This window comes from Agromyces sp. P2_B3, assembly GCF_056404815.1.
On sequence record NZ_JBFUDH010000001.1, the window covers coordinates 495,237 to 516,555 of the forward strand.

The following is a 21,319-nucleotide window of genomic DNA, read 5'->3' on the forward strand; positions in this document are numbered from 1 at the left end:
CGCTCGTATGACGCGCGACACCTTGCCGTCGCCGGGAAAGGTGACGAGGCAGTGGAAGAGGTCAGTCACGCGGGAGCGTGCAGCGATCCCGCATATCGTGAAGGGCCACCGCAGTAGTGAGGGCTGCGGCAACAACGAGGACCGCGACGAGGAACAGCACCGCCAGGGAGGGAAGCCCCACGGCAACCACGCCGAGCACGATCGAACCACCCGCGGCGATCAGAGGCGGGGCGCTCCAACGGCCGACCATCACTCGGGCGAACACGCCGAGGCCGAGGAGAAAGCACGCGAGACCACCGGTGAGTGCGATCACCGCAACCCAGTGTGCCGGAGCGCCGGGCGCGACGACGACGTCCTGGAGGATGAGCCGGATGCCGAGCGCGACGTACACGACGCCGGCGACCAGTGGAAGGTGCCCGAGGGTGTAGCCGTCGCGGGCGAGTGCGGGGCGACGTTTCGGTGCCGCACGCAGCAGGGCATGCTGTGCGGCTGCTGACGGACCACGGAAGTAGGCCCACCAGAGGCTGACGACGACGACGAATGCGAGCGCCGCCGCGAGAATCGACAGACCCTGGACCGTGCCCTCGTTCAGGGTCGAGCCCAGCCCGGCTCCCGAGGAGAGGACCGTCTCGCCGAGCGCGATGATCAAGACCAGGCCGTGTCGCTCGACGAAATGCGCCGGACTGGCGACCCGCCATCCGTTGTACCGGGAGACGAGCCATCCCACTCCGAAGTCCAGCCCGAACGCCACGGCCCAGCACGCGCTCTGCAGGTCCCCGCCGAGCATGGCTCCGACGATCAGCAGCACGCTGGACAGCGTCTGCGGGATTGCATCGATCAGCACCTGCGTGCGGAGGCGCCGGTCGCCGCGCGACGTCCAGAGGAACGTCGAGACGTAGCTGGTCCGCACGATGGTGAACGCCAATGCGAGTACAAGGGCCGGGCTCAGCCATCCGGAGCGCGGCTCCCAGGCGTACGGGATCACCAGCGCAGCGACGAACAGCGCCGCCATGGACACGAGGATCGCGGCGACGACGTTGCCGCGGTCGAGGCGCACCCGGTTGCCGAGCCAGATGAACGCGCACCACGCCCACCAGAGCAGGAGCAGCAACAGCAGCCCTCGCCCGAGGCCGGCCCATCCCGGCTGCGTCTCCATGAGCTCGATCACGCGCATGAGGGCGAACACGAAGACGAGGTCGAAGAAGATCTCGAACATCGTGACGCGATCACCATCGGGCAGCACGGAGGCGGCCCCAGCGGTTTCGGTCACTCGGCGCGGCGGGCCGGCCACGCGGAGTTGCCTCACGGTGTCGTGGCGGTTCGCGTTCACAGCACCGCTGGCCCGCTGCCGGGGAAATCGGTGGATCCGGCAAGCTCACGACCGGCGTCGAACTCGGCGTGGAAGCGGCTCAGCTTCTCGTCGATACGACGGTACGCATCGCTGCCGAGGACCAGCCAACGCCTCGGCTCGGGAGCGCGAACGTTGTGGACGATCGCCTCCGCGGCGCGGTCGGGATCGCCGGGGAACTGCTCCGGCCGCACGGCCGACACCGCGCGAATGAACGCTCCGGAGGTCGCGTCGTAGTCCGAGATCGTCTGCCCGGACACGTGCGTGCGCTGCTCGATACCGGTGCGGAACGATCCGGGCTCGACGAGGAAGGCCCGCAGTCCGATCGGTTCGATCTCCTGCCAGAGCGACTCGGTGAGGCCCTCCGGTGCGAACTTCGTCGCCGAGTAGTACCCGTTGGCGGGCAGGCTCGCGATGCCGTCCATCGACGAGATGTTGACGACGATGCCGCTGCGGCGGGCCCGCATGCCCGGGAGCACCAGCCGGATCAGTTCGATCGGTGCGAACACGTTCACTTCGAACTGGGCGCGGATGTCGCGTTCGTCCTGCTCCTCGAGCGCCCCCAGGAAATCGATCGCGGCGTTGTTGACGAGGACGTCGACCCCGCCCGCCCACGCCTCGGCGGCCGCGATTGCCTGCCGCCGCTGCTCCGCGTCGACGACGTCGAGCTCCACGGGCAGCGCGGTCTCGGGGTACCGGTCACGGACCGCGGAGAGATCGTGACCGCTGCGTGCGGCCAGGACCACCCGATCGCCGACATCGAGTGCGTGCTCGGCGAGGGCAGCGCCCAGGCCGCTGCCGGCGCCGGTGATGAACCAGGTCAGGGTGTCGCTCATGCGGCGGCTCCTTCCGCTGCCTCGTCGCCGTCCGAGCGGAAGTCGGCGGAACGGCTGACGGGGGCCCATGCCTGCGCTTCGTTGAGACGACGTTGTTCGCCGTCCAGCACACGGGCGACCGCGTCGCTGCCGAGCGGGAGCCGGAGGGGCAGGTCGGCGCCGGCTCGGCCGAGATCCCCGTGGGCGAGGCCGACGAGCACGCGTGCGCCGCGTGCCGGGTCGCCCGGCTGCTTGCCGTCGCCCTGATCGCGCAGCGCGTGGATCGCGCCGACGGTCGCCTCGTAGTCCGGTCCGGCCGGGTGCTTGGTCATCGAGTCGCCCTGCCAGTCGGTGCGGAATGCGCCCGGCTCGACGATCACCACCCGCACACCGAACGGGGCGGACTCGGCGGCCAGCACCTCGGAGAAGCCCTCGACGGCGAACTTGGCGGCCTGGTAGGCGCCGAGGCCCGGCGTTCCGCCGATGCGGCCGCCCACAGAGGAGAACTGCAGGAACAGGCCCGCCCGCTGGGACCGCATGACCGGCAGTGCTGCGCGGGTGACGTTGACCACGCCGAAGAAGTTGGTCTCGACTTGAGCTCGGAAATCTTCCACCGGAGTCTCCTCGATCGACCCGCTGTTCGCGTACCCGGCGTTGTCGACCACGACGTCCAGCCGGCCGAACCGGTCAACGGCGCGGTCGACGACCTGTCGCGCAGCCTCGGCGTCGGTGACGTCGAGCTCGGCGACCAGAACGCGCTCCGGCCCGTATTGCGCCGCGATGTCGTCGAGCGCCGATGCCCGCCGGGCGGTGGCCACGACGAGGTCGCCTCGTTCCAGCGCGGCTTCGACGATCCGCTTGCCGAAGCCACGCGAGCTTCCCGTGATCAGCCAGACCAGGTTGTCTGCGCCCCCCTGTTGCTCGTTCATGAGTCTTCCCTTCTGCGCCTGCCGTGCGCCGACGCTCTACCTGTTTCAGCGTGCTGCCCGGCTGCGTGGCGTCGCGCCCGGGCAACTGCCCGGAAGGGACCCGGGTTTCGCGGATCCGGTGACCCGGGGGTCGGTAGCCGGGGGCGCAGCTGATGCGGTGACCACCGGTCGACGGTCAGCACCTGCCCGGGGGTCGACCGGTCGCCCACCCGGGCGCGGCAGTGCGCACCTCCGCGAGAACGTGGCTCCGTGCCGATTGATCGGCACCACCGATCAACACGTCGGAGAAGGAAGGGAACCCCATGCCGACCGTCAGATTTCACCTCATTTCCACGCTGACTGCGCCTGAACTCATGGCCGTGCTCACCGACTTCAGCCCGTCCCGTGCCGAGCGCTGGCCCACGATCGACGCGGAGCACTTCCAGGTCCATGCCCTCGGCGACCACTGGGCCGACGTGACCGAGGGGACTGCCTCCGCATGGGAGCACGCCCACTACGACTGGGATGATGACGCGAGCCGCGTCACCATCACCACCATCGACTCGAAGGTGTTCGGGCCCGGTGGCGGCTGGGTCTTCCAGCTCACGCCGCTCGACCACGGCACCCGAGTCGACGTGGAACTCACCCGTCAGCCCGTCACGCTCAAGGCCAAGCTGCTCGCGACGCTGCTCCCGCTCGTCGCCCCGAGCTCGCTGCGCAAGTCGTTCAGCGGACCGCTCCAAGCGGCGCAGGTTGCGGCTGAGTAATCACCCCACACGCAGACCGGCGGATGCTCCGGACCGCACCGGCTGGGAGCGTCGATCCTCGACGCGGTCGTCTGGTACTCGATCGCGTCAGTCGCGTGGAGCGCCTGGAGCGCATCGGAGGAGCGGGCACCCGAAACGTCGTCCCGGGTGGCCACCAGTGTGTCGCACGGGCGCCTGTGCCCACCGGGCGGAGGCATCCTCGAATCATCCGAACAAAGGAAAGGGATCTTCCCATGGGCACCGAAACGAAGAACTTCGCCGCGACCGTACCCGGAACCGCGACGCATGACCCGGCCATCGCCATGAAGCTCGAGGTTGTCGTCATTCCCGTGACCGACGTCGACCGGGCGAAAGCGTTCTATGAGGGCCTCGGGTGGACACTCGACGTCGACCTCGACATCTCGCCCGGCTACCGGGTGGTCGAGTTCACACCTCCCGGCTCGCCGACGTCGATCATCTTCGGCTCCGGAGTGACCGACGCCGAGCCGGGGTCGGTTCGTGGACTGCAGCTCGTGGCATCCGACATCGAGGCGACGCGCGCGGCCTTGAAGGGCGCCGGCGCGCCGGTCAGCGACGTCTTCCACGACGCGACCGGCGTCTTCCACCACGGCGGCACGACGGCTCGTGTGTCCGGCCTCGCGCCCGAGCGTCGTTCATACGGCTCATGGGTCGCGTTCAATGACCCCGATGGCAACGAATGGCTCGTCCAGGAGGTCACCGAGCGGATCCCGGGCCGAATCGTGCAGACGAGGTACGACTCGCCCGCCGAGCTGGCGGCGGCACTGCGCGCGGCCGCGGAGGCGCACGGCGCGCACGAGGCCAGGATCGGACACGAGGATGCCGGATGGCCCGAATGGTACGCGGAGTACATGGTGCGTGCGGCGGCGGGCCAGGAGCTTCCTGAATGATCGACCATTCCGCACCGCTCTTCCGTCTGCTCGTCTTCGAGGAGCTTCGATCCCTGCAAGGCCGGCTCTGCCGTTCCGCCGGCGACCGGGCCTGGGACGAGTTCGAGCGATGCTTCGCCGACGGAGGGCAACTGCGGGTGTTCGACCCAGACGGCTCCTTGGCGTGGTTCGCGCTCAGCCCGCACATCGGAGCGACGATCGACCTCGAAGCGGGCGACGGAACACTCGTCGTGCACTCCTTCGGCGCAGAGCTGACACTCCGATCCGAGACGCGCGCCGAAGGTGTGTGGGCGGCGGAATACCTCGTCGGTCGGGACGGCTCACCGGCTCGCGCGCGGAACGGATACTGCCGGCTCCACCAGACCTACATCCGGGACGGCGACCGATGGTTCATCCGATCGATCGATCTCATCCGGCGACTGCGGAGCTGAACCGGGCGGTGCGACCATGTCGGCGGAGCACATAGGATCGGCCATCATGGAGCACCGCACGCCGAGCCCGCCACTGCTGGGCCGGCGGCGTGAGTGCGAGGCGGTCAGCCGGGTGATCGCAAGCCTCGGCGGTGGCCAGAGTCGCGCCCTCGTGCTGCGCGCCGAGGCGGGCGCCGGCAAGTCGGCGCTGCTCGATTACGCAGCCGAGCAGGCTACGGCCTACCAGGTGCTGCGCGCGACTGGCGTGCAGTCGGAGATGGAACTCGCCTACGCCGGTCTGCACCAACTGTGCTCTCCGGTGCTCGACCGGCTCGATGCGCTGCCCGCACCCCAGGGGGCAGCGCTGGGCGTCGCGTTCGGCCTGCGAGGCGGAGACGCGCCGGATCGATTCCTCGTCGGACTCGCGGTTCTCGGGTTGCTCGCGGAGGCCGCGGGCGCTCGACCGGTGCTCTGCCTGATCGATGATGCACAGTGGCTGGACCGGGCCTCCGCTCAAGTGCTCACGTTCGTCGCACGCCGGCTCGTCGCCGAGTCGGTCGGCATCCTCTTCGCGGTACGCGAGCCGGTCGGCGACGACTTCACCGGTATCGAGGACCTCATCGTCGAGGGGCTCGAGCCCGCGGATGCGCGGCTGCTGCTCGAGTCGGTGATCTCCGGTCCGCTCGATCCTGAGGTCCGCGATCGGCTGATCGGCGAGGCTCGCGGCAACCCGTTGGCGCTCCTGGTCCTGTCGCGCGGGAGGGGCACGGTGGAGATCGCCGGCGGGTACGGTATGACGTCACCGCCGAGCCTGACGAGTCGCATCGAGGACAGCTTCGTCAACCAGATTCGGACCCTGCCGCCCGAGACGCGGTCGGCGCTGCTGGTGGCTGCTGTGGAACCCGTCGGCGATCCCGAAATGATCCGGCGGGCGGCAGAGGCGCTCGGCATCGAATCGCAAGCGATCACCGCCGCGATCGAGGACGAACTGATCGAGTTCGGCGCCCGCGTGAGATTCCGGCACCCACTCGTCCGGTCCGCTGCGGTACGCGCGAGCCCGGTCGGCGCGCGAAGAGCCGCCCACCGGGCGCTCGCGGCCGCGACCGATCCGTCCTCCGACCCCGACCGGCGTGCCTGGCACCTGGCCGAGGCCGCCATCGGCTTCGACGAGGACGTCGCCGCCGAGCTCGTGCGCTCCGCGCGGCGCGCCCAAGCACGAGGCGGGGTTGCCGCCGGGGCCACGTTCCACGCACGCGGTGCCGAGCTCACGCCGGATCCGACGATGCGTTCCAGGCGTGCCCTCATGGCAGCCGAGGACACGTATCGGGCCGGCGCGATGAGCGAGGCGCTGCGGCTACTCGACCTCGCGAATCCTGCCCTACTCGACGAGCACCAGCGGGCCCGCATCGAATTGGTACGCGCGCACGTGGCTTCGAGTACAACCCGCGGACGTGGTGCCGCTGCAGGCCTGGTGGCGGCAGCTCGCCTGCTCGAACGACACGACGGAGAGACCGCCCTGGCGACCTACGCCGACGCGATGATCGCCGCGATCTCGGCCGGAACCCATGCCCAAGCCGTCGGGCTTCAGGAGGTCTCGGCGGCGGTACTCGCCGCCGAGCCGGCGCCACCCCTCAGCGCCCCGGCACTCGCGGCCGCCGACGCCCTTCGCGGACTTGCCATGCTGACCACCCACGGATATGCAGCCGCCGCGCCGGTGCTCCGGGACGCGCTCGCCAGGCTCGTGACGCTGGCTGCCTCCGACGAGCCGCCGCTGCCGACGGCCGAACCCGACCCGCGCCGGGGTCTGGGCGAGGATGCCGCGCCGCCCGGCAGCCTGCTGCAGTGGCTCCCCATCGCCTGCACCGTCGCGCGCGTCCTGCTCGACGACGACGCCTACGACGTGCTCGCGATGCGTGCCGTTCGCATCAGCCGCAATCAAGGCGCGTTCTCGCAGCTGCCCCTGGTCATGGCCGAGCGCACGTCGGTCCTGCTGCTCAGTGGCAGAACCGACGAGGCCATGTCGCTTGCACAGGAACTCCAGCCGATCATTGAAGCGACAGGAATGCCGACGTCGATGACTCGCAGCGGCTGGCTCGCCACCTTCCGCGGCGACGAGTCGGTGAAAGCGGAGGTGACCGAGCGGCTCCGTCCGGAGATCCTGGAGCGCGGCGAGGGCCAGTGGTTCATCACCGTAGCCTGGCAGGACGCGCTGCTGTACAACTCTCTCGGGCGCTACCCCGAAGCGCTGGCGGCGACTGAGCCCGCGGCCGGTCACCCGTACGACATCGGGCTCGCCGGCTGGATTCTGCCCGAGCGCGTCGAGGCGGCCGTACGCGCCGGCGCCTCGGAACGAGCAGCCGAGCCACTCGCCCGGCTCGAGGAACTGGCAACGGCATCCGGTACCGACTGGGCCAGGGGTCTCGCCGCTCGCACGGCGGCGCTCGTCGCCGACGACAACACAGCTGAAGGCCGATACCTCGAGGCGATCGAACGCCTCAGACGCACTCGGATCCGCACCGCGCTCGGCCGGGCACACCTGCTCTACGGCGAGTGGCTTCGACGTCAGAACCGCCGCGTCGAATCCCGCGAGCACCTACGCCTCGCACACGACCTCTTCGTGAATACCGGAAGCGATGGGTTTGCGGAGCGCGCTCGACGTGAACTTGCAGCCACGGGCGAGGTGGTACACAAGCCGGCCGCCGGGCGAGTCGACGAGCTCACCGCGCAGGAACGCCAGATCGCCGTCCTCGCCGCCGGCGGCAGCACGAACCCCGAGATCGGCGAGCAGCTCTTCCTCAGCCCGCGCACCGTCGAATGGCATCTACGAAAGGTGTTCGTGAAACTCGGTGTCTCATCTCGACGGCAGCTCGCGCGAGCACTTCGCATTGCGCAGCCGGCGTCGGTGTAGCCGCCGGCTTTGAGCCGGACCGGACCGGCGATCTTCGCCGCGAGCCGGGAGGTCAACGCGCTTGGCGTCCGGCGACCATGGAATTTCATGCACCCGGGCCTGCGGTGTCTGGGACACCCGGGTGCTCACCCGTCACCGGCACGGGTGCCCGTGGCGAGCAACTCCGGGACGGTGGTCCCATGAATACCAACTCGCCAACTCAAGTCGCACGCACTTCGGCACGTACTGTCGATGTGAAGCGCATCGCCCTCTCGATCGCGGCGGTCGCCGCCGCGATCGTCGTCCTTCTCGCCTGCTGGGCGTCGATCGTTCCGGCTGCGCACGCCGAGGCCCTCACGACTGCTGCGTCGGGTACCGTCACCGGCGATGCACCGATCGTGCAGACCGCGGATGGACCCGTCCGGGGCCTTGCGACGCCCGCCGGTGTCGAGTTCCGTGGCATTCCCTATGCCGCGCCACCCGTCGGCGAGCTGCGGTGGACCGCGCCGCATCCCGTCACCCCTTGGTCGGGTCCCCGTGAAGCCACCGTCTTCTCACCAGTCTGCCCGCAGGGTCCGCCGAGCCCGTGGGGACAGAGCGAGGACTGCCTCTACCTGAACGTCACGGCTCCGACGCACGATTCCTCCTCCGGCGCACTGCCGGTGATCGTGTACATCCACGGTGGCGGATTCTCATACGGGGAGGGCGCCGACTACGACCCGACGAAGCTCGCAAGCGCGGGCGCCGTCGTCGTCACCCTGAACTACCGACTCGGTCTGCTCGGCTTCCTCGCACACCCGGCCTTCGCTGAGAGCGCCGACGGGTCCACCGGCAACTTCGGCTACCAGGACCAGCAGGCAGCGTTGCGGTGGGTGCAGCAGAACATCGGGCAGTTCGGCGGCGACGCACAGAACGTCACGATCGTCGGTCACTCGGCCGGAGGGCTCTCGGTGCTCGCGCAGCTGGCCTCCCCGGGCGCGAAGGGGCTGTTCCAGCGTGCAGTGGTTCAAGCCGGCGCGTTTGCGCTGGAGCAGCAGTCGCTGGCAATGGCGGAGCAGGCAGGCCAGGCCAGTGCGATCGCGCTCGGCTGCGCTGACCAGTCCGCGGAGTGCCTGCGAAACGTGCCGGTGGAGACGTTGGTCGCCAACCCCCAGGCGTCGTTCACGCCGGGATACGTCGACGGCGAGGTGCTCCAGGAGTCGGTCGGCTCGGCGATCAGCAGCGGCCGGTTCAACCGGGTGCCGATCATCAACGGCACGAACACGCAGGAGGAGCGGATCTTCACCACGATCGGACTCAGCGTGACCAAGGGAGCCACCATTCCACTGCAGAGCCTGAACATCGACGCGTCGAGTTACGTGTCGACGATCGCGACGAATTTCGGCATCAGCACCGCGAAGGCGACCCTCATCGCTGCTGCATACCCGCTGTCGAAGTACGCCACCCCGGCTCACGCGTTCACCACATTGAACTCCGATGCGAACTTCTCCTGCCCCGCGTACGGGCTGGACATCGCCGCGTCCCGGTTCGTGCCGACCTTCGCGTACGAGTTCAACGACGCCCTGGCACCTCAGCGGGACGTGCCCGACGGGCTCGGCGCGCCGTTCGCGGCCACCCACCAGTCGGAGCTGCAGTACCTGTTCGACCTGCCCAACGCGTCATTCCCCGGTGGGCTTTCGGCCGATCAGGAGAAGCTCGCTTCGAACATGCGCGCCGCGTGGGTGCAGTTCGCGGCTAGCGGGTCGCCGTCGACGGATGCGGTCTCGTGGCCGAAGTTCAAGACGTTGAACCCGCGCATGCTTTCCCTCGAAACGCCTGCGTCCCCCGTGGAGAAGGATTTCGCCGCCACGCACAAGTGCGCGTTCTGGGCTGCCGCGGCCCTGTTCGGGAACCGCTGAGTCCATCCGCCGCCCATCCTGCTGGGGGTGCCATCGGCACCCCCAGCATGGAGGCGCGCCAGCCGTCGGGGAGGCCGCCAAGGTCCACGCACGTTCGAGACATCCGCGTCGCGAAGCGGTACGAGCAGCGGCATCGGCTCAGCCGATCCTTACTCGCTGCCCGCGAGGGCGTCGAACCACCGAAACGAACCAGGCAGCAGGCTCTCGCCGACGTTCCTTGGCACAGCCTCGCGAGCGCCCAAGCGGAATCGCCCACTGAAACAAAAAACCCCCCGGTCTCCCGGGGGGTTTCGATGGTGGCTCCGACCGGCATCGATCCGGTGACCTTTCGATTTTCAGTCGAACGCTCTACCAACTGAGCTACAGAGCCTCGGGGCATCCGACCGATCGAAACCGGGGCTGACGCCTCGAGTAAGGAGAAAGCCCCTTCTCTCGTAAGGGAAAGGGCTTGTCGCCTGAGCGACCCTGACGGGACTTGAACCCGCGACCTCCGCCGTGACAGGGCGGCACGCTAACCAACTGCGCTACAGGGCCTCGATGTGGTGTCTTGCAACACCGGCTATTGAATTGTACTGGACCTCGTCGTGTGACCCCAACGGGATTCGAACCCGTGCTGCCGCCGTGAAAGGGCGGTGTCCTAGGCCACTAAACGATGGGGCCGGGTGGCTTTGCCCAGGGGCTCGGCCGCCGACAGCCAAGCATACGTGCCAACGCGCGCAAGCGCAAAACGAGGGCCGACGGCGGGTGGAACGAGGCGGGCGGATGCCACGAGCGGCCGCCCGCGGCATCCGCCACACGCGCCCGAAATGCCCGGAAAGCGCCGAGCCCGCACCTATCGTGAAGGCTGCCACTGCCCGCACGAGAGCGAGGAGCGCGGGGCGCAGAGCCCGCGTGGACGGGGAACCATGGACCGAACCAGCCAGCGCACGCCGACCGCCGGCGCCCGGATGTTCGGCGCCCGCGCGCGTCGCATCGGCGCTCGCGTACCCCGCCGCGTCACGCTGCGCGGCCGCGCCCGGCACCTCGTGGCCGGCCTCTCCATCGCGACCATGGCGCTCGTCGGCGCCGTCGCCGTTCCCGCGAGCGCGCAGGCGGCCACCTATCCGAGCTGGGACGAGCTGCAGGCCGCGAAGGCGAACACCGCTGCGGGCGCCGCGGCGGTCGACCAGGTCACGTCGCTCATCGCCCAGCTCGAGACGAACGTGCAGGTGACGCGCGCCGAGGCCGAGCTGCGCACCGATGAGCTCATGGTGGCCCAGCAGAAGTTCGACGACGCGGTCGCCCGCGCCGACCAGATCCAGGCGCAGGCGGATGCCGCGGCAGCCGAGGCCGCGGCCGCCGAGCGCAACGCGGGCCAGGTCGCCGCGCAGCTCTACCGCGCGGGCACGGGCGACGTGGGCGTGAACCTGTTCCTCGACGCCGGCAACGCCGAGGCGACCGAGAAGCTCCTCGCGAAGCTCGGCAGCATGGAGAAGATGGTCGAGCGCACCTCGGGCATCTACAACCGGGCGCAGGAGAAGCAGAACTCCGCGACGTCGCTCGCCCGGCAGGCCGAGGTCGCGCGCGCCGAACGCGAGAAGCTCCGCATCGCGGCGGAGGAGGCGCTCGCCGTGGCGCAGGCCGCGCAGGCCGCGGCCGAGGCCGCGCTCGCCGAGTCGCAGGCGAAGAAGATCGAGCTCGAGCAGCAGCTGAAGTTCCTTCAGGACACCGAGGCGCAGACCGCGGCGGCCTACCAGGAGGGTGAGCGCATCCGCAAGGAAGAGGAGGAGCGCCGCCGACAGGAGGCCCTTCGCAGCGGCTCGCCGGGCACGGTCGCCTCCTCGGGGTGGGCGAAGCCCGCCGGCGGCGCCATCACGGGCGACTTCGGTCCCCGGTCGCCGATCTGCGCGGGCGACGGATGCTCGGGATCGTTCCACTACGCCGTCGACCTCGGCACCGGATGCTCCGCGCCGATCTATGCGGCCAACAGCGGCGTCGTGACGTTCTCGGGGTGGTCGGGCACCTACGGCAACTTCATCAAGATCGACCACGGCGGCGGGATCTCCACGGGCTACGCCCACATCCGCGACGGCGGCCGGTTCGTCGGCGTCGGCGCGTGGGTCGAGGCCGGCCAGAACATCGCGTCGAGCGGCACCACGGGTGCGTCCACCGGATGCCACCTGCACTTCGAGGTCTACTCCGGCGGCAGCCGCATCGACCCGGTGCCGTTCATGGCCGATCGGGGGATCCGCCTTGGCTGACCACCGCACGCGTCCCGTCTCCCGGGTGAAGCCCGCGACCGTGTTCTCCACGGTGGCGGTCGGCGCGGTCACTGCGTCGGTCGTCGCGGCGGGCGGGCCCGCGATGGCCGAGCCCGACTATCCGTCGTGGAGTGAGATCGAGCAGGCCAAGCAGAACGAGCAGACCAAGCAGGCCGAGATCGACCGCGTCGGCGCGCTGCTGGTCGGCCTGCAGCAGGCAGCGGATGCCGCGGCGCAGGCGTCGATGATGGCCGACGAGGCGTGGCGCATCGCGATCGACCAGCGCGACCGCGCGGCCGAGCGGGAGCGCACGCTCGGCACGCAGGCCGACGAGGCCGACGCCGTCGCCGAGATCTCCAAGATGCGCGCGGGACTGCTCGCCGCGCACCTCGCGAAGACCGCGGGCGCCGACCTCACGGCCGAGCTCGTGTTCTCCGGCGACGACTCGACGAAGCTCCTGCAGCAGCTCGGCATGGCGTCGAAGCTCGGAGAGCAGTCGAACGAGGTCTACGAGCAGGCGGTCGCCGACCGCAACACCGCCGACTCGCTGCGCGACCAGGCAGCGGATGCCGCGGCCGAGCGCCAGCGCCTGGCCGCGTTGGCCGAGCAGCGCGCCGACGAGGCCCGAGCCGCCGCTGATGCGGCCGCCGCCGCGGTGGCCGAGCAGGAGCAGAAGTCGACCGAGCTCTACGCGCAGCTCGCGAGCCTCAAGGACACGACGGCCGACTTGGAGCGGCGACGCGTCGAGGGACAGGCGCAGGAGGCCGCGGAGGCGGCCGCCCGCGCTGCGGCCGCCGCAGCGGCGGCGGCAGCAGCAGCCCAGCAGCAACAGCCGGCCTCRCCGGGCGGCGGCTCCGGAGGCGGCGGAGGCGGCTCGGGCGGCGGCGCGCCCGCGCCGAACCCGGCACCGGCCCCGCCGAACTCGGGCGCGGTCGAGACGGCCATCTGGTTCGCGAGCCAGCAGCTCGGCGAGCCGTACCGGCTCGGCGGCGCAGGCCCCAACGTCTGGGACTGCTCGGGTCTCACGAAGGTCTCGTACGCGCAGGCGGGCATCTCGATCGGCACGCACTCGGCGACGAACCAGTACTACACGCTCGCCGGGCGCGGCCTCGCCGTGCCGATGTCGCAGATCCAGCGCGGCGACCTGCTGTTCTGGGGCTCGGGCGGCGACTACTACCACGTCGCGATCTACCTCGGCGGGGGCCGCATCCTCGAGGCCCCCCGCGAGGGCGTACCGGTGCGCGAGTACTTCATCTGGGGCTCGCCTTCCGCGGCCGCCCGCCCCGCCGGCTGACGCTCGGCGCCTCCTCGGCCGCAGCCCGGCCGGTTGCGGCCTCACTCCCGCCTCGGCCTTCGGCCTCGGTCCGAGCGCTCCATCCGAAATGTAGGAACTTCTGTCTGCTCGGCGGCGCGGCGAGCGCCGACGCGCCGCACGCACGCTCCAACTTCCTACATTTCGGTGGCGAGCGACGGCATCGCGAGCGCGGCCCGAACACGCGAGAAGGGGCGGGCCGCCAGGCCCGCCCCTTCGTCGTGACGGATGTCGCGCGCACGCGGCATCCGCTCAATTCATGCCCTGGTCAGTGACCGGGGAACTTCTCGATCGCCTTGGCGATGAGCGACTCGGCCTCTGCGGCGTCCGCCCAGCCCTCGGTCTTGACCCACTTGCCGGGCTCGAGGTCCTTGTAGTGCTCGAAGAAGTGCTCGATCTCCTTGCGCGTGAACTCGGGGATGTCGTTCACGTCCTGGATGTGGTTCCAGCGGGGGTCGCCGGCCGGCACCGCGACCACCTTGGCGTCGCCGCCGCCGTCGTCGGTCATGTGGAACACGCCGACGGGGCGCACCTTGACCCCGACGCCCGGGAACAGCGGGTAGTCGAGCAGCACGAGCACGTCCAGCGGGTCGCCGTCGTCGCCGAGCGTATCCTCGAAGAAGCCGTAGTCGGTGGGGTAGACGAAGGTCGTGTAGAGCACGCGGTCGAGGAACACGCGACCCGTCTCGTGGTCGACCTCGTACTTGTTGCGGCTCCCCTTCGGGATCTCGATGATCGCGGCGTACTCGCCCATGTGGTTCTCCTCGTGGTTGGAAGCTCGTGCTCGAACTCGGCCCGCGGCCCGGTCGGAACGGGGCGCGATCGGCGGAATAAGGTTACTTGATGCCTTCCGACGAGCTGCCTGCCGAGCGTCGTCCCCGCCTGACGCCGCCGATCGCCGACGTGCGCCGGGCGGTCAGGGCGGTGCTTCCGGATGCCGCGGGCGCCGCCTCGTCCGATGCCGCCCCGCTCGTGCTCGTGGCCCTGTCGGGCGGCGCCGACTCGCTCGCGCTCGCCGCAGCGACCGCCTTCGAGGCGCCGCGCGCCGGACTCAGCGCCGGCGCGGTGATCGTCGACCACGGGCTGCAGGATGCCTCCGCCGAGGTCGCCGCGCGAGCCGCCGACGCCGCGCGCGCCCTCGGGCTCGACCCGGTCGTGGTGCGCCGGGTCCAGGTGACGGGGGAGGGCGGCCCCGAGGCATCCGCCCGTGACGCCCGCTATGGCGCGCTCGATGCGGTGGCCGCCGAGACCGGCGCGGCGCTCGTGCTGCTCGGCCACACCCTCGACGACCAGGCCGAGACCGTGCTCCTCGGGCTCGCCCGCGGGTCGGGCACCGCGAGCCTCGCGGGCATGCCGGCCCGCTGGGGCCGCTACGCGCGTCCACTCCTCGGCATCCGCCGCTCGACCACGCGGCAGGCGTGCCTCGACGCGGGGCTCGAGCCGTGGGACGACCCGCACAACGCCGACCCCGCCTACACGCGCGTCCGCGTGCGGGAGCGGGTGCTGCCCGTGCTCGAGGCCGAGCTCGGGCCGGGAGTCGCCGAGGCGCTCGCCCGCACGGCCGAGCAGCTGCGCGAGGACGACGAGGCGTTCACCAGCCAGATCGACGAGTTCATCGAGGAGATCTGCGAGCCCGCCGAGGCCGGCATCGCGGTCTCGGTCGGGGTGCTCGAGGCGAACCCCGCGGCCCTCCGGCAGCGGATCATCCGGCACGTGCTGTCGAGCGAGTTCGGCGTCGCGCTCTCGCGTGCGCAGACGCTCGAGGTCGCCCGCCTCGTGACCGACTGGCACGGGCAGGGTCCGCTCGACCTGCCCGGCGGCGTGCGGGCGTCGCGCTCGGGCCGGCACGTGTTCTTCTCCACCACGGGCTCGACCGAGGTGCTGCCGCACGACCACTGAGCCCGCGACCACTGAGGCGGGCGGGCACAGCGTAGGCTCGTGGCATCCGTTCGCCCACGACACCAGGGAGCACAGGCATGGACGCGCGCGAGATCGAGGCCGACCTGACCGAGGTGCTCGTCACCGAAGCCGAGATCCACGCGAAGCTCGCCGAGCTCGCCCGGCGCATCGAGGCCGACTACGAGGGCAAGGACATCCTGCTCGTCGGCGTGCTGAAGGGCGCCGTCATGGTCATGGCCGACCTCGCCCGCGAGCTGCGACCGCACGTGAACATGGACTGGATGGCCGTGTCGTCGTATGGCGCGGGCACGCAGTCGAGCGGCGTCGTGCGCATCAACAAGGACCTCGACACCGACCTCACCGGGCGCCACGTGCTCATCGTCGAGGACATCATCGACTCGGGCCTCACCCTCAGCTGGCTGCTCGGCAACCTCGAGTCGCGCGGAGCGGCGTCGGTCGAGATCTGCGCGCTGCTGCGCAAGCCCGACGCCGCCAAGGTCGAGGTCGGCGTGAAGTACCTCGGCTTCGACATCCCGAACCAGTTCGTCGTCGGCTACGGGCTCGACTACGCCGAGCGGTACCGCAACCTCCGCGACGTGGCGATCCTCGCGCCGCACGTCTACAGCTGAGCGGGCGGCGCCGCCCGGCGGGTGTGCACCGCAGCAGGCTCGCGGGTGACCGCCCGGCTTCCGGCCCTGTGCCGGGGGCGACGCAGGCCCTAGAGTCATCGCCATGGGCGATGGCCGGCGCCGCACCACTCTGCGCGACGCTGGCGCTGCCTTCGCAAGCAACTGGCTGAACCCGAACCTGCGCCGTGCGCAGCTCAGCTTCCTCGGCGCCTGGACCGCCGAGTGGGCCTTCACCGTGGCGCTCGGCATCGTCGCCTACCGCGACGGTGGTGTGGCGGCCGTCGGGCTCGTCGGGCTGCTGCGCATGGTGCCCTCCGCGATCCTCGCCCCACTGCTCTCGCCGATCGCCGACCGGGGGCGCCGCGAGCGGGTCCTCATCCTCGTCTCCATCGTGCGCGGCATCGCGACCGCCGCTGCCGCCGTCGTCGTCGCGGTCTCGGGCCCCTCGGCGGTCATCTACGCGCTCGCCGTGCTGTCGACGATCGCGGCCACCCTCTACCGCCCGGCGCATTCCGCCCTCCTGCCCTCGCTGTGCAGCACCGGGCACGAGCTCGCCAGCGCCAACATGGTGCGCGGCCTGCTCGACTCCGCGGCGACCCTGGTCGGGCCGCTGCTCGCGGCGGTGCTCCTCCAGTTCACCGGGGTGGACGTCGTCTTCTGGGTCGCCGCGGGCGCCTCGTTCCTGGCGGCGGCCCTCCTGGTGCGATTGCGCTACGACGCCCCACCCCGGCCGGCCGCGCCGAGCCGTCCGAACCTCATCCGTGAGGCGGTCGAGGGGGTGCGGGCGGTCGCCGGCAATCGCGACCTGACCCTCATCCTCGGGCTCGCGGCGGCGCAGGCGCTGACCCGCGGGGCGCTGACGGTCTTCTCCGTGGTGGTCGCCATCGAGCTCCTGGGCACCGGCGAGCCCGGCGTCGGGGCGCTGATGACCGCGGTCGGGGTGGGCGCGGTGCTGGGGTCGCTCGGCGCGTCGCTCCTCGTCGGATCCGGGCGCCTCGGCGGGTGGTTCGCCGTCGGGGTGGGCCTCTGGGGGCTGCCGCTCACGCTCGTCGCCCTCGTCCCCCAGCAGTCGGCGGCGCTGGCGCTCCTGGCCTTCATCGGAGTGGGCAATGCCCTGATCGACCTCGCCGGCTTCACCCTCATCGCCAGGATGGCCCCCGACGAGGTGCTCGGACGCGTCTTCGGCGTGCTGGAGAGCCTCGTGGCGGTCTTCATCGGGATCGGTGCCGTCGTCGCCTCGACGATGATCGAGTGGTTCGGCGTCCAGACCGCGCTGATCGCGATCGGGCTGGTGTGCCCCGTGCTCGCCGTGGTGTCCTGGCGTCGCCTGCGCGGGCTCGACCGGTCCGTCGACGCGCTCGATGCCCAGATCGGGCTGCTGCAGCGGGTGCCGATGCTGCGGCCGCTGCCACTGCCGTCGATCGAGCGGCTGGCACGCGGCCTCGAACCGGTCGCCGTCCCCGCGGGCGCGGCCGTGTTCACGCAGGGCGACGTCGGCGACCGCTACTACGTGATCGCGTCCGGCGACGCCGACGTGGTGGGCGACGGCCGGGTGGTGGCGTCGCTCGGCCCGGGGGAGGGCTTCGGCGAGATCGCCCTGCTCCGGCGCACCCGTCGCACGGCGACCGTCGTGGCGAGGAGCCCGCTCGAACTGCAGTCACTCGGCTCCGAGCGGTTCCTCCCCGTGGTCCTCGGCTACACCGCGAGCGCGACCGAGGCCGCCGCGACGGTCGACGACCTGCTGCACCGCTACGAGCCGACGGAGTCGCACGGGGAGCCGCCGCCGCCCCCTCCGTGAGCGGGCGCCCCGAACGGGTTCATTGTGCACCGGGGGCTTTGGTGCGACCCTTGGGCATGGAATCCGGCCGCGCCGTCCTGCTCATCGCCGACATCGGTGGCTACACCGAGTACATGAGCACCCATCGGATGAGCCTCGCGCACGCCGAGGTGAACACCGCGCGCATGCTCGACAAGATGATCGACGCCGCCCCGGGCTTCGACCTCATCGAGATCGAGGGCGACGCCGCGTTCCTCTCGAGGCAGGCCGCCGACGATGACACGGATGCCGCGGTCGACGACATCCTCGACGCCGCCGTCGCGATGCACCGGGCCTTCCACCTCGAGCGGCGGTACGTCGCGGCGAACCTGTGCCCGTGCAACGGATGCAAGGGCGCCGCCGACCTCAAGCTGAAGTTCGTCGCGCATGTCGGCGACGTGGCCATCCAGAGCATCCGCGATCGGGTGAAGCTCGTCGGGATCGACGTCATCCTCGTGCATCGCCTGCTGAAGAACCCGGTCGGGGTCCCCGAGTACGTCCTCGTTTCCGAGGAGCTGTACCGCACGGGGGAGGACGCGATGCGCGGCCCCGTGCACGAGGTCGAACCCGAACTCGAGGGCTTCGGCCCGGTGCACGCCTACTTCGTCGACGTCGCCGACCTCGACGGCTCGGCGGAGCCGTTGCCCGCGCCTTCGCTCGGCGGCCGGCTCGGGCGCACCTTCGCGGCGGCCGGCAAGGGGCTGCCCTACATGGTGGGGCTCAAGGGGTATCGCGCCGCGGCATCCGCCGGCTGAGCAGCCGCGCCCGACGGCTGCTGACCAGCCCTCAGCGAACACGTGGCCTGCATCCAGCATCGCGACGGTAGCCTTGCACCACCATGAACATGAAGAAGATCCTGCGCGGGCCGATCATCTACATCCTGCTCGCGATCGTCGCCGTGTGGATCGGATCGAGCCTCATCACCGCCTCCGGCTTCAAGGAGGTCTCGACCCAGCAGGGCCTCGAGCTCCTCAGCGACGGCAAGGTGGCCTCGGCGAAGATCGTCGACGGCGAGAACCGCGTCGACCTCACGCTGGCCAAGCCCGATGACGAGCTCGGGTCGCAGGTGCAGTTCTACTACGTCACGCCTCGCGGCGAAGACGTGGTGAACGCGGTCGACGCGGCGAACCCGAAGGACGGCTTCAACGACGAGGTGCCGCAGCCGAACTGGTTCCTGTCGATGCTCGGCATCCTGCTGCCGCTCGTGCTGATCGGCCTCTTCTTCTGGATCATGCTGTCCGGCATGCAGGGCGGCGGCAACCGCGTCATGCAGTTCGGCAAGTCCAAGGCCAAGCTCGTCTCGAAGGAGAGCCCGAAGGTCACCTTCGACGACGTCGCCGGTGCTGACGAGGCCATCGAGGAGCTCCAGGAGATCAAGGAGTTCCTCAAGGAGCCTGCGAAGTTCCAGGCCGTCGGTGCCCGCATCCCCAAGGGCGTGCTGCTCTACGGTCCTCCCGGAACGGGCAAGACCCTCCTCGCGCGCGCCGTCGCGGGCGAGGCCGGTGTGCCGTTCTACTCGATCTCGGGCTCAGACTTCGTCGAGATGTTCGTCGGCGTCGGCGCGAGCCGCGTTCGCGACCTCTTCGACCAGGCCAAGCAGAACGCTCCGGCGATCATCTTCGTCGACGAGATCGACGCCGTCGGCCGGCACCGCGGTGCGGGCCTCGGCGGCGGCCACGACGAGCGCGAGCAGACCCTGAACCAGCTGCTCGTCGAGATGGACGGCTTCGACCCGAAGACGAACGTCATCCTCATCGCGGCGACGAACCGCCCCGACATCCTCGACCCCGCGCTGCTGCGCCCGGGCCGCTTCGACCGCCAGATCGGCGTCGACGCGCCCGACCTCAAGGGCCGCCAGCGCATCCTCGAGGTGCACTCCATGGGCAAGCCGCTCGCCAAGGGCGTCGACCTCGAGGTGCTCGCGCGCAAGACGCCGGGCTTCACGGGCGCCGACCTGGCCAACGTGCTCAACGAGGCCGCGCTGCTCACGGCGCGCTCGAACGCGCAGCTCATCGACAACCGTGCCCTCGACGAGGCCGTCGACCGCGTCATCGCCGGTCCGCAGCGCCGTACCCGCGTCATGAAGGACAAGGAGAAGCTCATCACTGCCTACCACGAGGGCGGCCACGCCCTCGCCGCGGCGGCGATGAACTACACCGACCCCGTGACGAAGATCACGATCCTGCCGCGCGGTCGCGCCCTCGGCTACACGATGGTGCTGCCGCTGGAGGACAAGTACTCGATCAGCCGCAACGAGCTGCTCGACCAGCTCACCTACGCGATGGGCGGCCGCGTCGCCGAGGAGATCGTGTTCCACGACCCCTCGACGGGCGCGTCGAACGACATCGAAAAGGCCACCTCGACCGCGCGCAAGATGGTCACCGAGTTCGGCATGAGCGCGAACGTCGGCGCCGTGAAGCTCGGCCAGTCGCAGGGCGAGGTGTTCCTCGGCCGTGACATGGGCCACCAGCGCGACTACTCCGAGGAGATCGCCGAGCGGGTCGACGCCGAGGTGCGCTCGCTCATCGAGCAGGCGCACGACGAGGCCTGGCAGGTGCTCAACGACAACCGCGACATCCTCGACCACCTCGCGGCCGAGCTGCTCGAGCACGAGACGCTCGACCACAACCAGATCGCCGAGATCTTCAAGGACGTGCGACGCCTGCCCGAGCGCCCGCTCTGGCTCTCGAGCGACCGTCGCCCCGTCTCCGACCGCCCGCCGATCGCCTTCCCCACCGCGAAGGCGCCGATCGACCAGGGCGCCGTCGACGGCGGCGTGGACTCGGGCGACACGCCCCTCGAGGAGCCGGCCGCATCCCGCGCATCCCGCTCGAAGCCGCGGCCCGCGACGGCGTAGTCGACCGACCCGAAGAGGGGGTGCCATGGCCGGTGTCGACACCGGGCGCATCGAGCGCGCCGTGCACGAGATCCTGCTCGCGATCGGCGAGGACCCGACGCGGCCCGGCCTCGAGCGCACCCCCCAGCGGGTCGCCGAGGCCTACGCAGACTTCTTCGGCGGGCTCCAGGTCGACCCGCTGAGCCACCTCGCCGACACCGTGCCCATCGGGGCGACGGATGCCGGGGTGCCGGCGACCTCCGACGCCGTCGTGCTGCGCGACCTCGCGTTCCGGTCGGTGTGCGAGCACCACCTGCTGCCCTTCGTCGGCACCGCCCACGTGGCCTATCTGCCCGGCGACCGGGTGGTCGGGCTCGGCCGCATCCCCGCCGTGATCGAGACGCTCGCGGCGCGGCCGCAGCTGCAGGAGCGGCTCGCCGAGGAGATCGCGGACACCCTCCAGGCGGGTCTCGACCCCAAGGGCGTGCTGGTGGTGCTCGACGCGCAGCACCGCTGCGTCACCACCCGTGGCTCCCGCCAGGAGCGCAGCTCGACCATCACGATCGCGAGCCGCGGCGCGCTCGCCGAGCCGGCCGCGCGCAGCGAGATCATCGCGCTCATCGGAGCCCACGAACGTGACTGATCC

The 21,319-nt window shown here is 70.7% G+C and carries 17 protein-coding genes and 3 tRNA genes; 13 read left to right on the forward strand and 7 right to left on the reverse strand.

The features are described 5' to 3' along the window. Positions 1 to 61: 61 nt before the first annotated feature. Genes AC1DZA_RS02275 through AC1DZA_RS02285 form a run of 3 tightly spaced genes read right to left on the reverse strand, consistent with a single transcriptional unit; the run spans position 62 to position 3,092 of the window. The gene (locus tag AC1DZA_RS02275; protein ID WP_476771551.1) at positions 62 to 1,270 is read right to left on the reverse strand and encodes a low temperature requirement protein A; all 1,209 of its coding nucleotides are present in this window, start codon (positions 1,268 to 1,270) and stop codon (positions 62 to 64) included. A 56-nt stretch (positions 1,271 to 1,326) separates the two neighbouring features. Beyond that, positions 1,327 to 2,184 carry an SDR family NAD(P)-dependent oxidoreductase gene (locus tag AC1DZA_RS02280; protein WP_476771552.1) on the reverse strand — a complete coding sequence of 286 codons (858 nt, stop codon included), beginning with the start codon at positions 2,182 to 2,184 and terminating at the stop codon, positions 1,327 to 1,329. Next, positions 2,181 to 3,092 carry an SDR family NAD(P)-dependent oxidoreductase gene (locus AC1DZA_RS02285; RefSeq protein WP_476771553.1) on the reverse strand — a complete coding sequence of 304 codons (912 nt, stop codon included), beginning with the start codon at positions 3,090 to 3,092 and terminating at the stop codon, positions 2,181 to 2,183. Before AC1DZA_RS02285 ends, AC1DZA_RS02280 begins: the two co-directional genes overlap by 4 nt. A gap of 353 nt (positions 3,093 to 3,445) precedes the next feature. Here AC1DZA_RS02285 and AC1DZA_RS02290 point away from each other — a divergent pair, with 353 nt between their 5' ends. The 5 genes from AC1DZA_RS02290 to AC1DZA_RS02310 all read left to right on the forward strand — a co-directional run bounded on the left by AC1DZA_RS02290 (position 3,446) and on the right by AC1DZA_RS02310 (position 9,941). Beyond that, positions 3,446 to 3,838, forward strand: coding sequence for a hypothetical protein (locus AC1DZA_RS02290; RefSeq protein WP_476760569.1), 393 nt, complete (start codon positions 3,446 to 3,448; stop codon positions 3,836 to 3,838). 233 nt (positions 3,839 to 4,071) lie between these two features. Further along, complete coding sequence (locus AC1DZA_RS02295; RefSeq protein ID WP_476771554.1) at positions 4,072 to 4,746, forward strand: VOC family protein; 675 nt, start codon at positions 4,072 to 4,074, stop codon at positions 4,744 to 4,746. Continuing rightward, a complete protein-coding gene (locus tag AC1DZA_RS02300; protein WP_476771555.1) occupies positions 4,743 to 5,177 on the forward strand; it encodes a nuclear transport factor 2 family protein in 435 nt (144 codons plus the stop codon). The genes AC1DZA_RS02295 and AC1DZA_RS02300 overlap by 4 nt, the downstream gene beginning before the upstream one ends. Positions 5,178 to 5,223: 46 nt before the next feature. After that, positions 5,224 to 8,064, forward strand: a complete 2,841-nt coding sequence (locus AC1DZA_RS02305; RefSeq protein WP_476771556.1) for a helix-turn-helix transcriptional regulator — start codon at positions 5,224 to 5,226, stop codon at positions 8,062 to 8,064. Next, positions 7,971 to 9,941: a carboxylesterase/lipase family protein gene (locus AC1DZA_RS02310; RefSeq protein WP_476771557.1), complete on the forward strand. Its 1,971-nt coding sequence runs from the start codon at positions 7,971 to 7,973 to the stop codon at positions 9,939 to 9,941. Before AC1DZA_RS02305 ends, AC1DZA_RS02310 begins: the two co-directional genes overlap by 94 nt. 294 nt (positions 9,942 to 10,235) lie before the next feature. Here the strand turns inward: AC1DZA_RS02310 and AC1DZA_RS02315 are convergent. From AC1DZA_RS02315 to AC1DZA_RS02325, 3 genes are all read right to left on the reverse strand, one after another. Continuing rightward, a tRNA-Phe gene (locus AC1DZA_RS02315) sits at positions 10,236 to 10,311 on the reverse strand. Positions 10,312 to 10,401: 90 nt separating this feature from the next. Beyond that, positions 10,402 to 10,475: transfer RNA gene (locus AC1DZA_RS02320), tRNA-Asp, on the reverse strand. 53 nt (positions 10,476 to 10,528) lie between these two features. Continuing rightward, a tRNA-Glu gene (locus AC1DZA_RS02325) sits at positions 10,529 to 10,601 on the reverse strand. Positions 10,602 to 10,846: 245 nt separating this feature from the next. Between AC1DZA_RS02325 and AC1DZA_RS02330 the strand changes: the two genes are divergently transcribed. Both AC1DZA_RS02330 and AC1DZA_RS02335 read left to right on the forward strand, forming a co-directional pair. Next, positions 10,847 to 12,181 (forward strand): peptidoglycan DD-metalloendopeptidase family protein, encoded by a 1,335-nt coding sequence (locus AC1DZA_RS02330; RefSeq protein ID WP_476771558.1) that lies wholly within the window; start codon positions 10,847 to 10,849, stop codon positions 12,179 to 12,181. Further along, positions 12,174 to 13,475 carry a C40 family peptidase gene (locus AC1DZA_RS02335; RefSeq protein ID WP_476771559.1) on the forward strand — a complete coding sequence of 434 codons (1,302 nt, stop codon included), beginning with the start codon at positions 12,174 to 12,176 and terminating at the stop codon, positions 13,473 to 13,475. Before AC1DZA_RS02330 ends, AC1DZA_RS02335 begins: the two co-directional genes overlap by 8 nt. Positions 13,476 to 13,761: 286 nt before the next feature. Here the strand turns inward: AC1DZA_RS02335 and ppa are convergent, their stop codons facing one another. Next, entirely contained in the window at positions 13,762 to 14,247 is a 486-nt protein-coding gene (gene ppa / locus AC1DZA_RS02340) for an inorganic diphosphatase (RefSeq protein WP_159607326.1), read from the reverse strand. Between the two features lie 89 nt (positions 14,248 to 14,336). Here ppa and tilS point away from each other — a divergent pair, with 89 nt between their 5' ends. The 6 genes from tilS (at position 14,337) to folE (ending at position 21,316) form a co-directional block, all read left to right on the forward strand. Beyond that, on the forward strand, positions 14,337 to 15,392 hold the full coding sequence (tilS, locus tag AC1DZA_RS02345) for a tRNA lysidine(34) synthetase TilS (RefSeq protein WP_476771560.1): 1,056 nt from the start codon (positions 14,337 to 14,339) through the stop codon (positions 15,390 to 15,392). Between the two features lie 77 nt (positions 15,393 to 15,469). Beyond that, positions 15,470 to 16,021: a hypoxanthine phosphoribosyltransferase gene (hpt, locus tag AC1DZA_RS02350; protein ID WP_476771561.1), complete on the forward strand. Its 552-nt coding sequence runs from the start codon at positions 15,470 to 15,472 to the stop codon at positions 16,019 to 16,021. Positions 16,022 to 16,124: 103 nt separating this feature from the next. Beyond that, positions 16,125 to 17,819, forward strand: a complete 1,695-nt coding sequence (locus AC1DZA_RS02355) for an MFS transporter (protein WP_476771562.1) — start codon at positions 16,125 to 16,127, stop codon at positions 17,817 to 17,819. Between the two features lie 56 nt (positions 17,820 to 17,875). Further along, the gene (locus AC1DZA_RS02360; protein WP_476762739.1) at positions 17,876 to 18,592 is read left to right on the forward strand and encodes a DUF2652 domain-containing protein; all 717 of its coding nucleotides are present in this window, start codon (positions 17,876 to 17,878) and stop codon (positions 18,590 to 18,592) included. An 83-nt stretch (positions 18,593 to 18,675) separates the two neighbouring features. Next, entirely contained in the window at positions 18,676 to 20,694 is a 2,019-nt protein-coding gene (gene ftsH, locus AC1DZA_RS02365; RefSeq protein ID WP_476762738.1) for an ATP-dependent zinc metalloprotease FtsH, read from the forward strand. A gap of 25 nt (positions 20,695 to 20,719) precedes the next feature. Further along, on the forward strand, positions 20,720 to 21,316 hold the full coding sequence (folE, locus tag AC1DZA_RS02370) for a GTP cyclohydrolase I (protein ID WP_476771563.1): 597 nt from the start codon (positions 20,720 to 20,722) through the stop codon (positions 21,314 to 21,316). The last annotated feature ends 3 nt before the right edge of the window (positions 21,317 to 21,319 follow it).

Coding starts and splice junctions, on each gene's coding strand:
- hpt (WP_476771561.1), top strand. CDS start 15,470: ATGGACGCGCGCGAGATCGAGGCCGACCTGACCGAGGTGCTCGTCACC.
- AC1DZA_RS02300 (WP_476771555.1), top strand. CDS start 4,743: ATGATCGACCATTCCGCACCGCTCTTCCGTCTGCTCGTCTTCGAGGAG.
- ftsH (WP_476762738.1), top strand. CDS start 18,676: ATGAACATGAAGAAGATCCTGCGCGGGCCGATCATCTACATCCTGCTC.
- AC1DZA_RS02305 (WP_476771556.1), top strand. CDS start 5,224: ATGGAGCACCGCACGCCGAGCCCGCCACTGCTGGGCCGGCGGCGTGAG.
- AC1DZA_RS02290 (WP_476760569.1), top strand. CDS start 3,446: ATGGCCGTGCTCACCGACTTCAGCCCGTCCCGTGCCGAGCGCTGGCCC.
- folE (WP_476771563.1), top strand. CDS start 20,720: ATGGCCGGTGTCGACACCGGGCGCATCGAGCGCGCCGTGCACGAGATC.
- AC1DZA_RS02280 (WP_476771552.1), bottom strand. CDS start 2,184: ATGAGCGACACCCTGACCTGGTTCATCACCGGCGCCGGCAGCGGCCTG.
- AC1DZA_RS02330 (WP_476771558.1), top strand. CDS start 10,847: ATGGACCGAACCAGCCAGCGCACGCCGACCGCCGGCGCCCGGATGTTC.
- ppa (WP_159607326.1), bottom strand. CDS start 14,247: ATGGGCGAGTACGCCGCGATCATCGAGATCCCGAAGGGGAGCCGCAAC.
- AC1DZA_RS02360 (WP_476762739.1), top strand. CDS start 17,876: ATGGAATCCGGCCGCGCCGTCCTGCTCATCGCCGACATCGGTGGCTAC.
- AC1DZA_RS02355 (WP_476771562.1), top strand. CDS start 16,125: ATGGGCGATGGCCGGCGCCGCACCACTCTGCGCGACGCTGGCGCTGCC.
- AC1DZA_RS02295 (WP_476771554.1), top strand. CDS start 4,072: ATGGGCACCGAAACGAAGAACTTCGCCGCGACCGTACCCGGAACCGCG.
- AC1DZA_RS02310 (WP_476771557.1), top strand. CDS start 7,971: ATGGCATCTACGAAAGGTGTTCGTGAAACTCGGTGTCTCATCTCGACG.
- AC1DZA_RS02285 (WP_476771553.1), bottom strand. CDS start 3,092: ATGAACGAGCAACAGGGGGGCGCAGACAACCTGGTCTGGCTGATCACG.
- tilS (WP_476771560.1), top strand. CDS start 14,337: ATGCCTTCCGACGAGCTGCCTGCCGAGCGTCGTCCCCGCCTGACGCCG.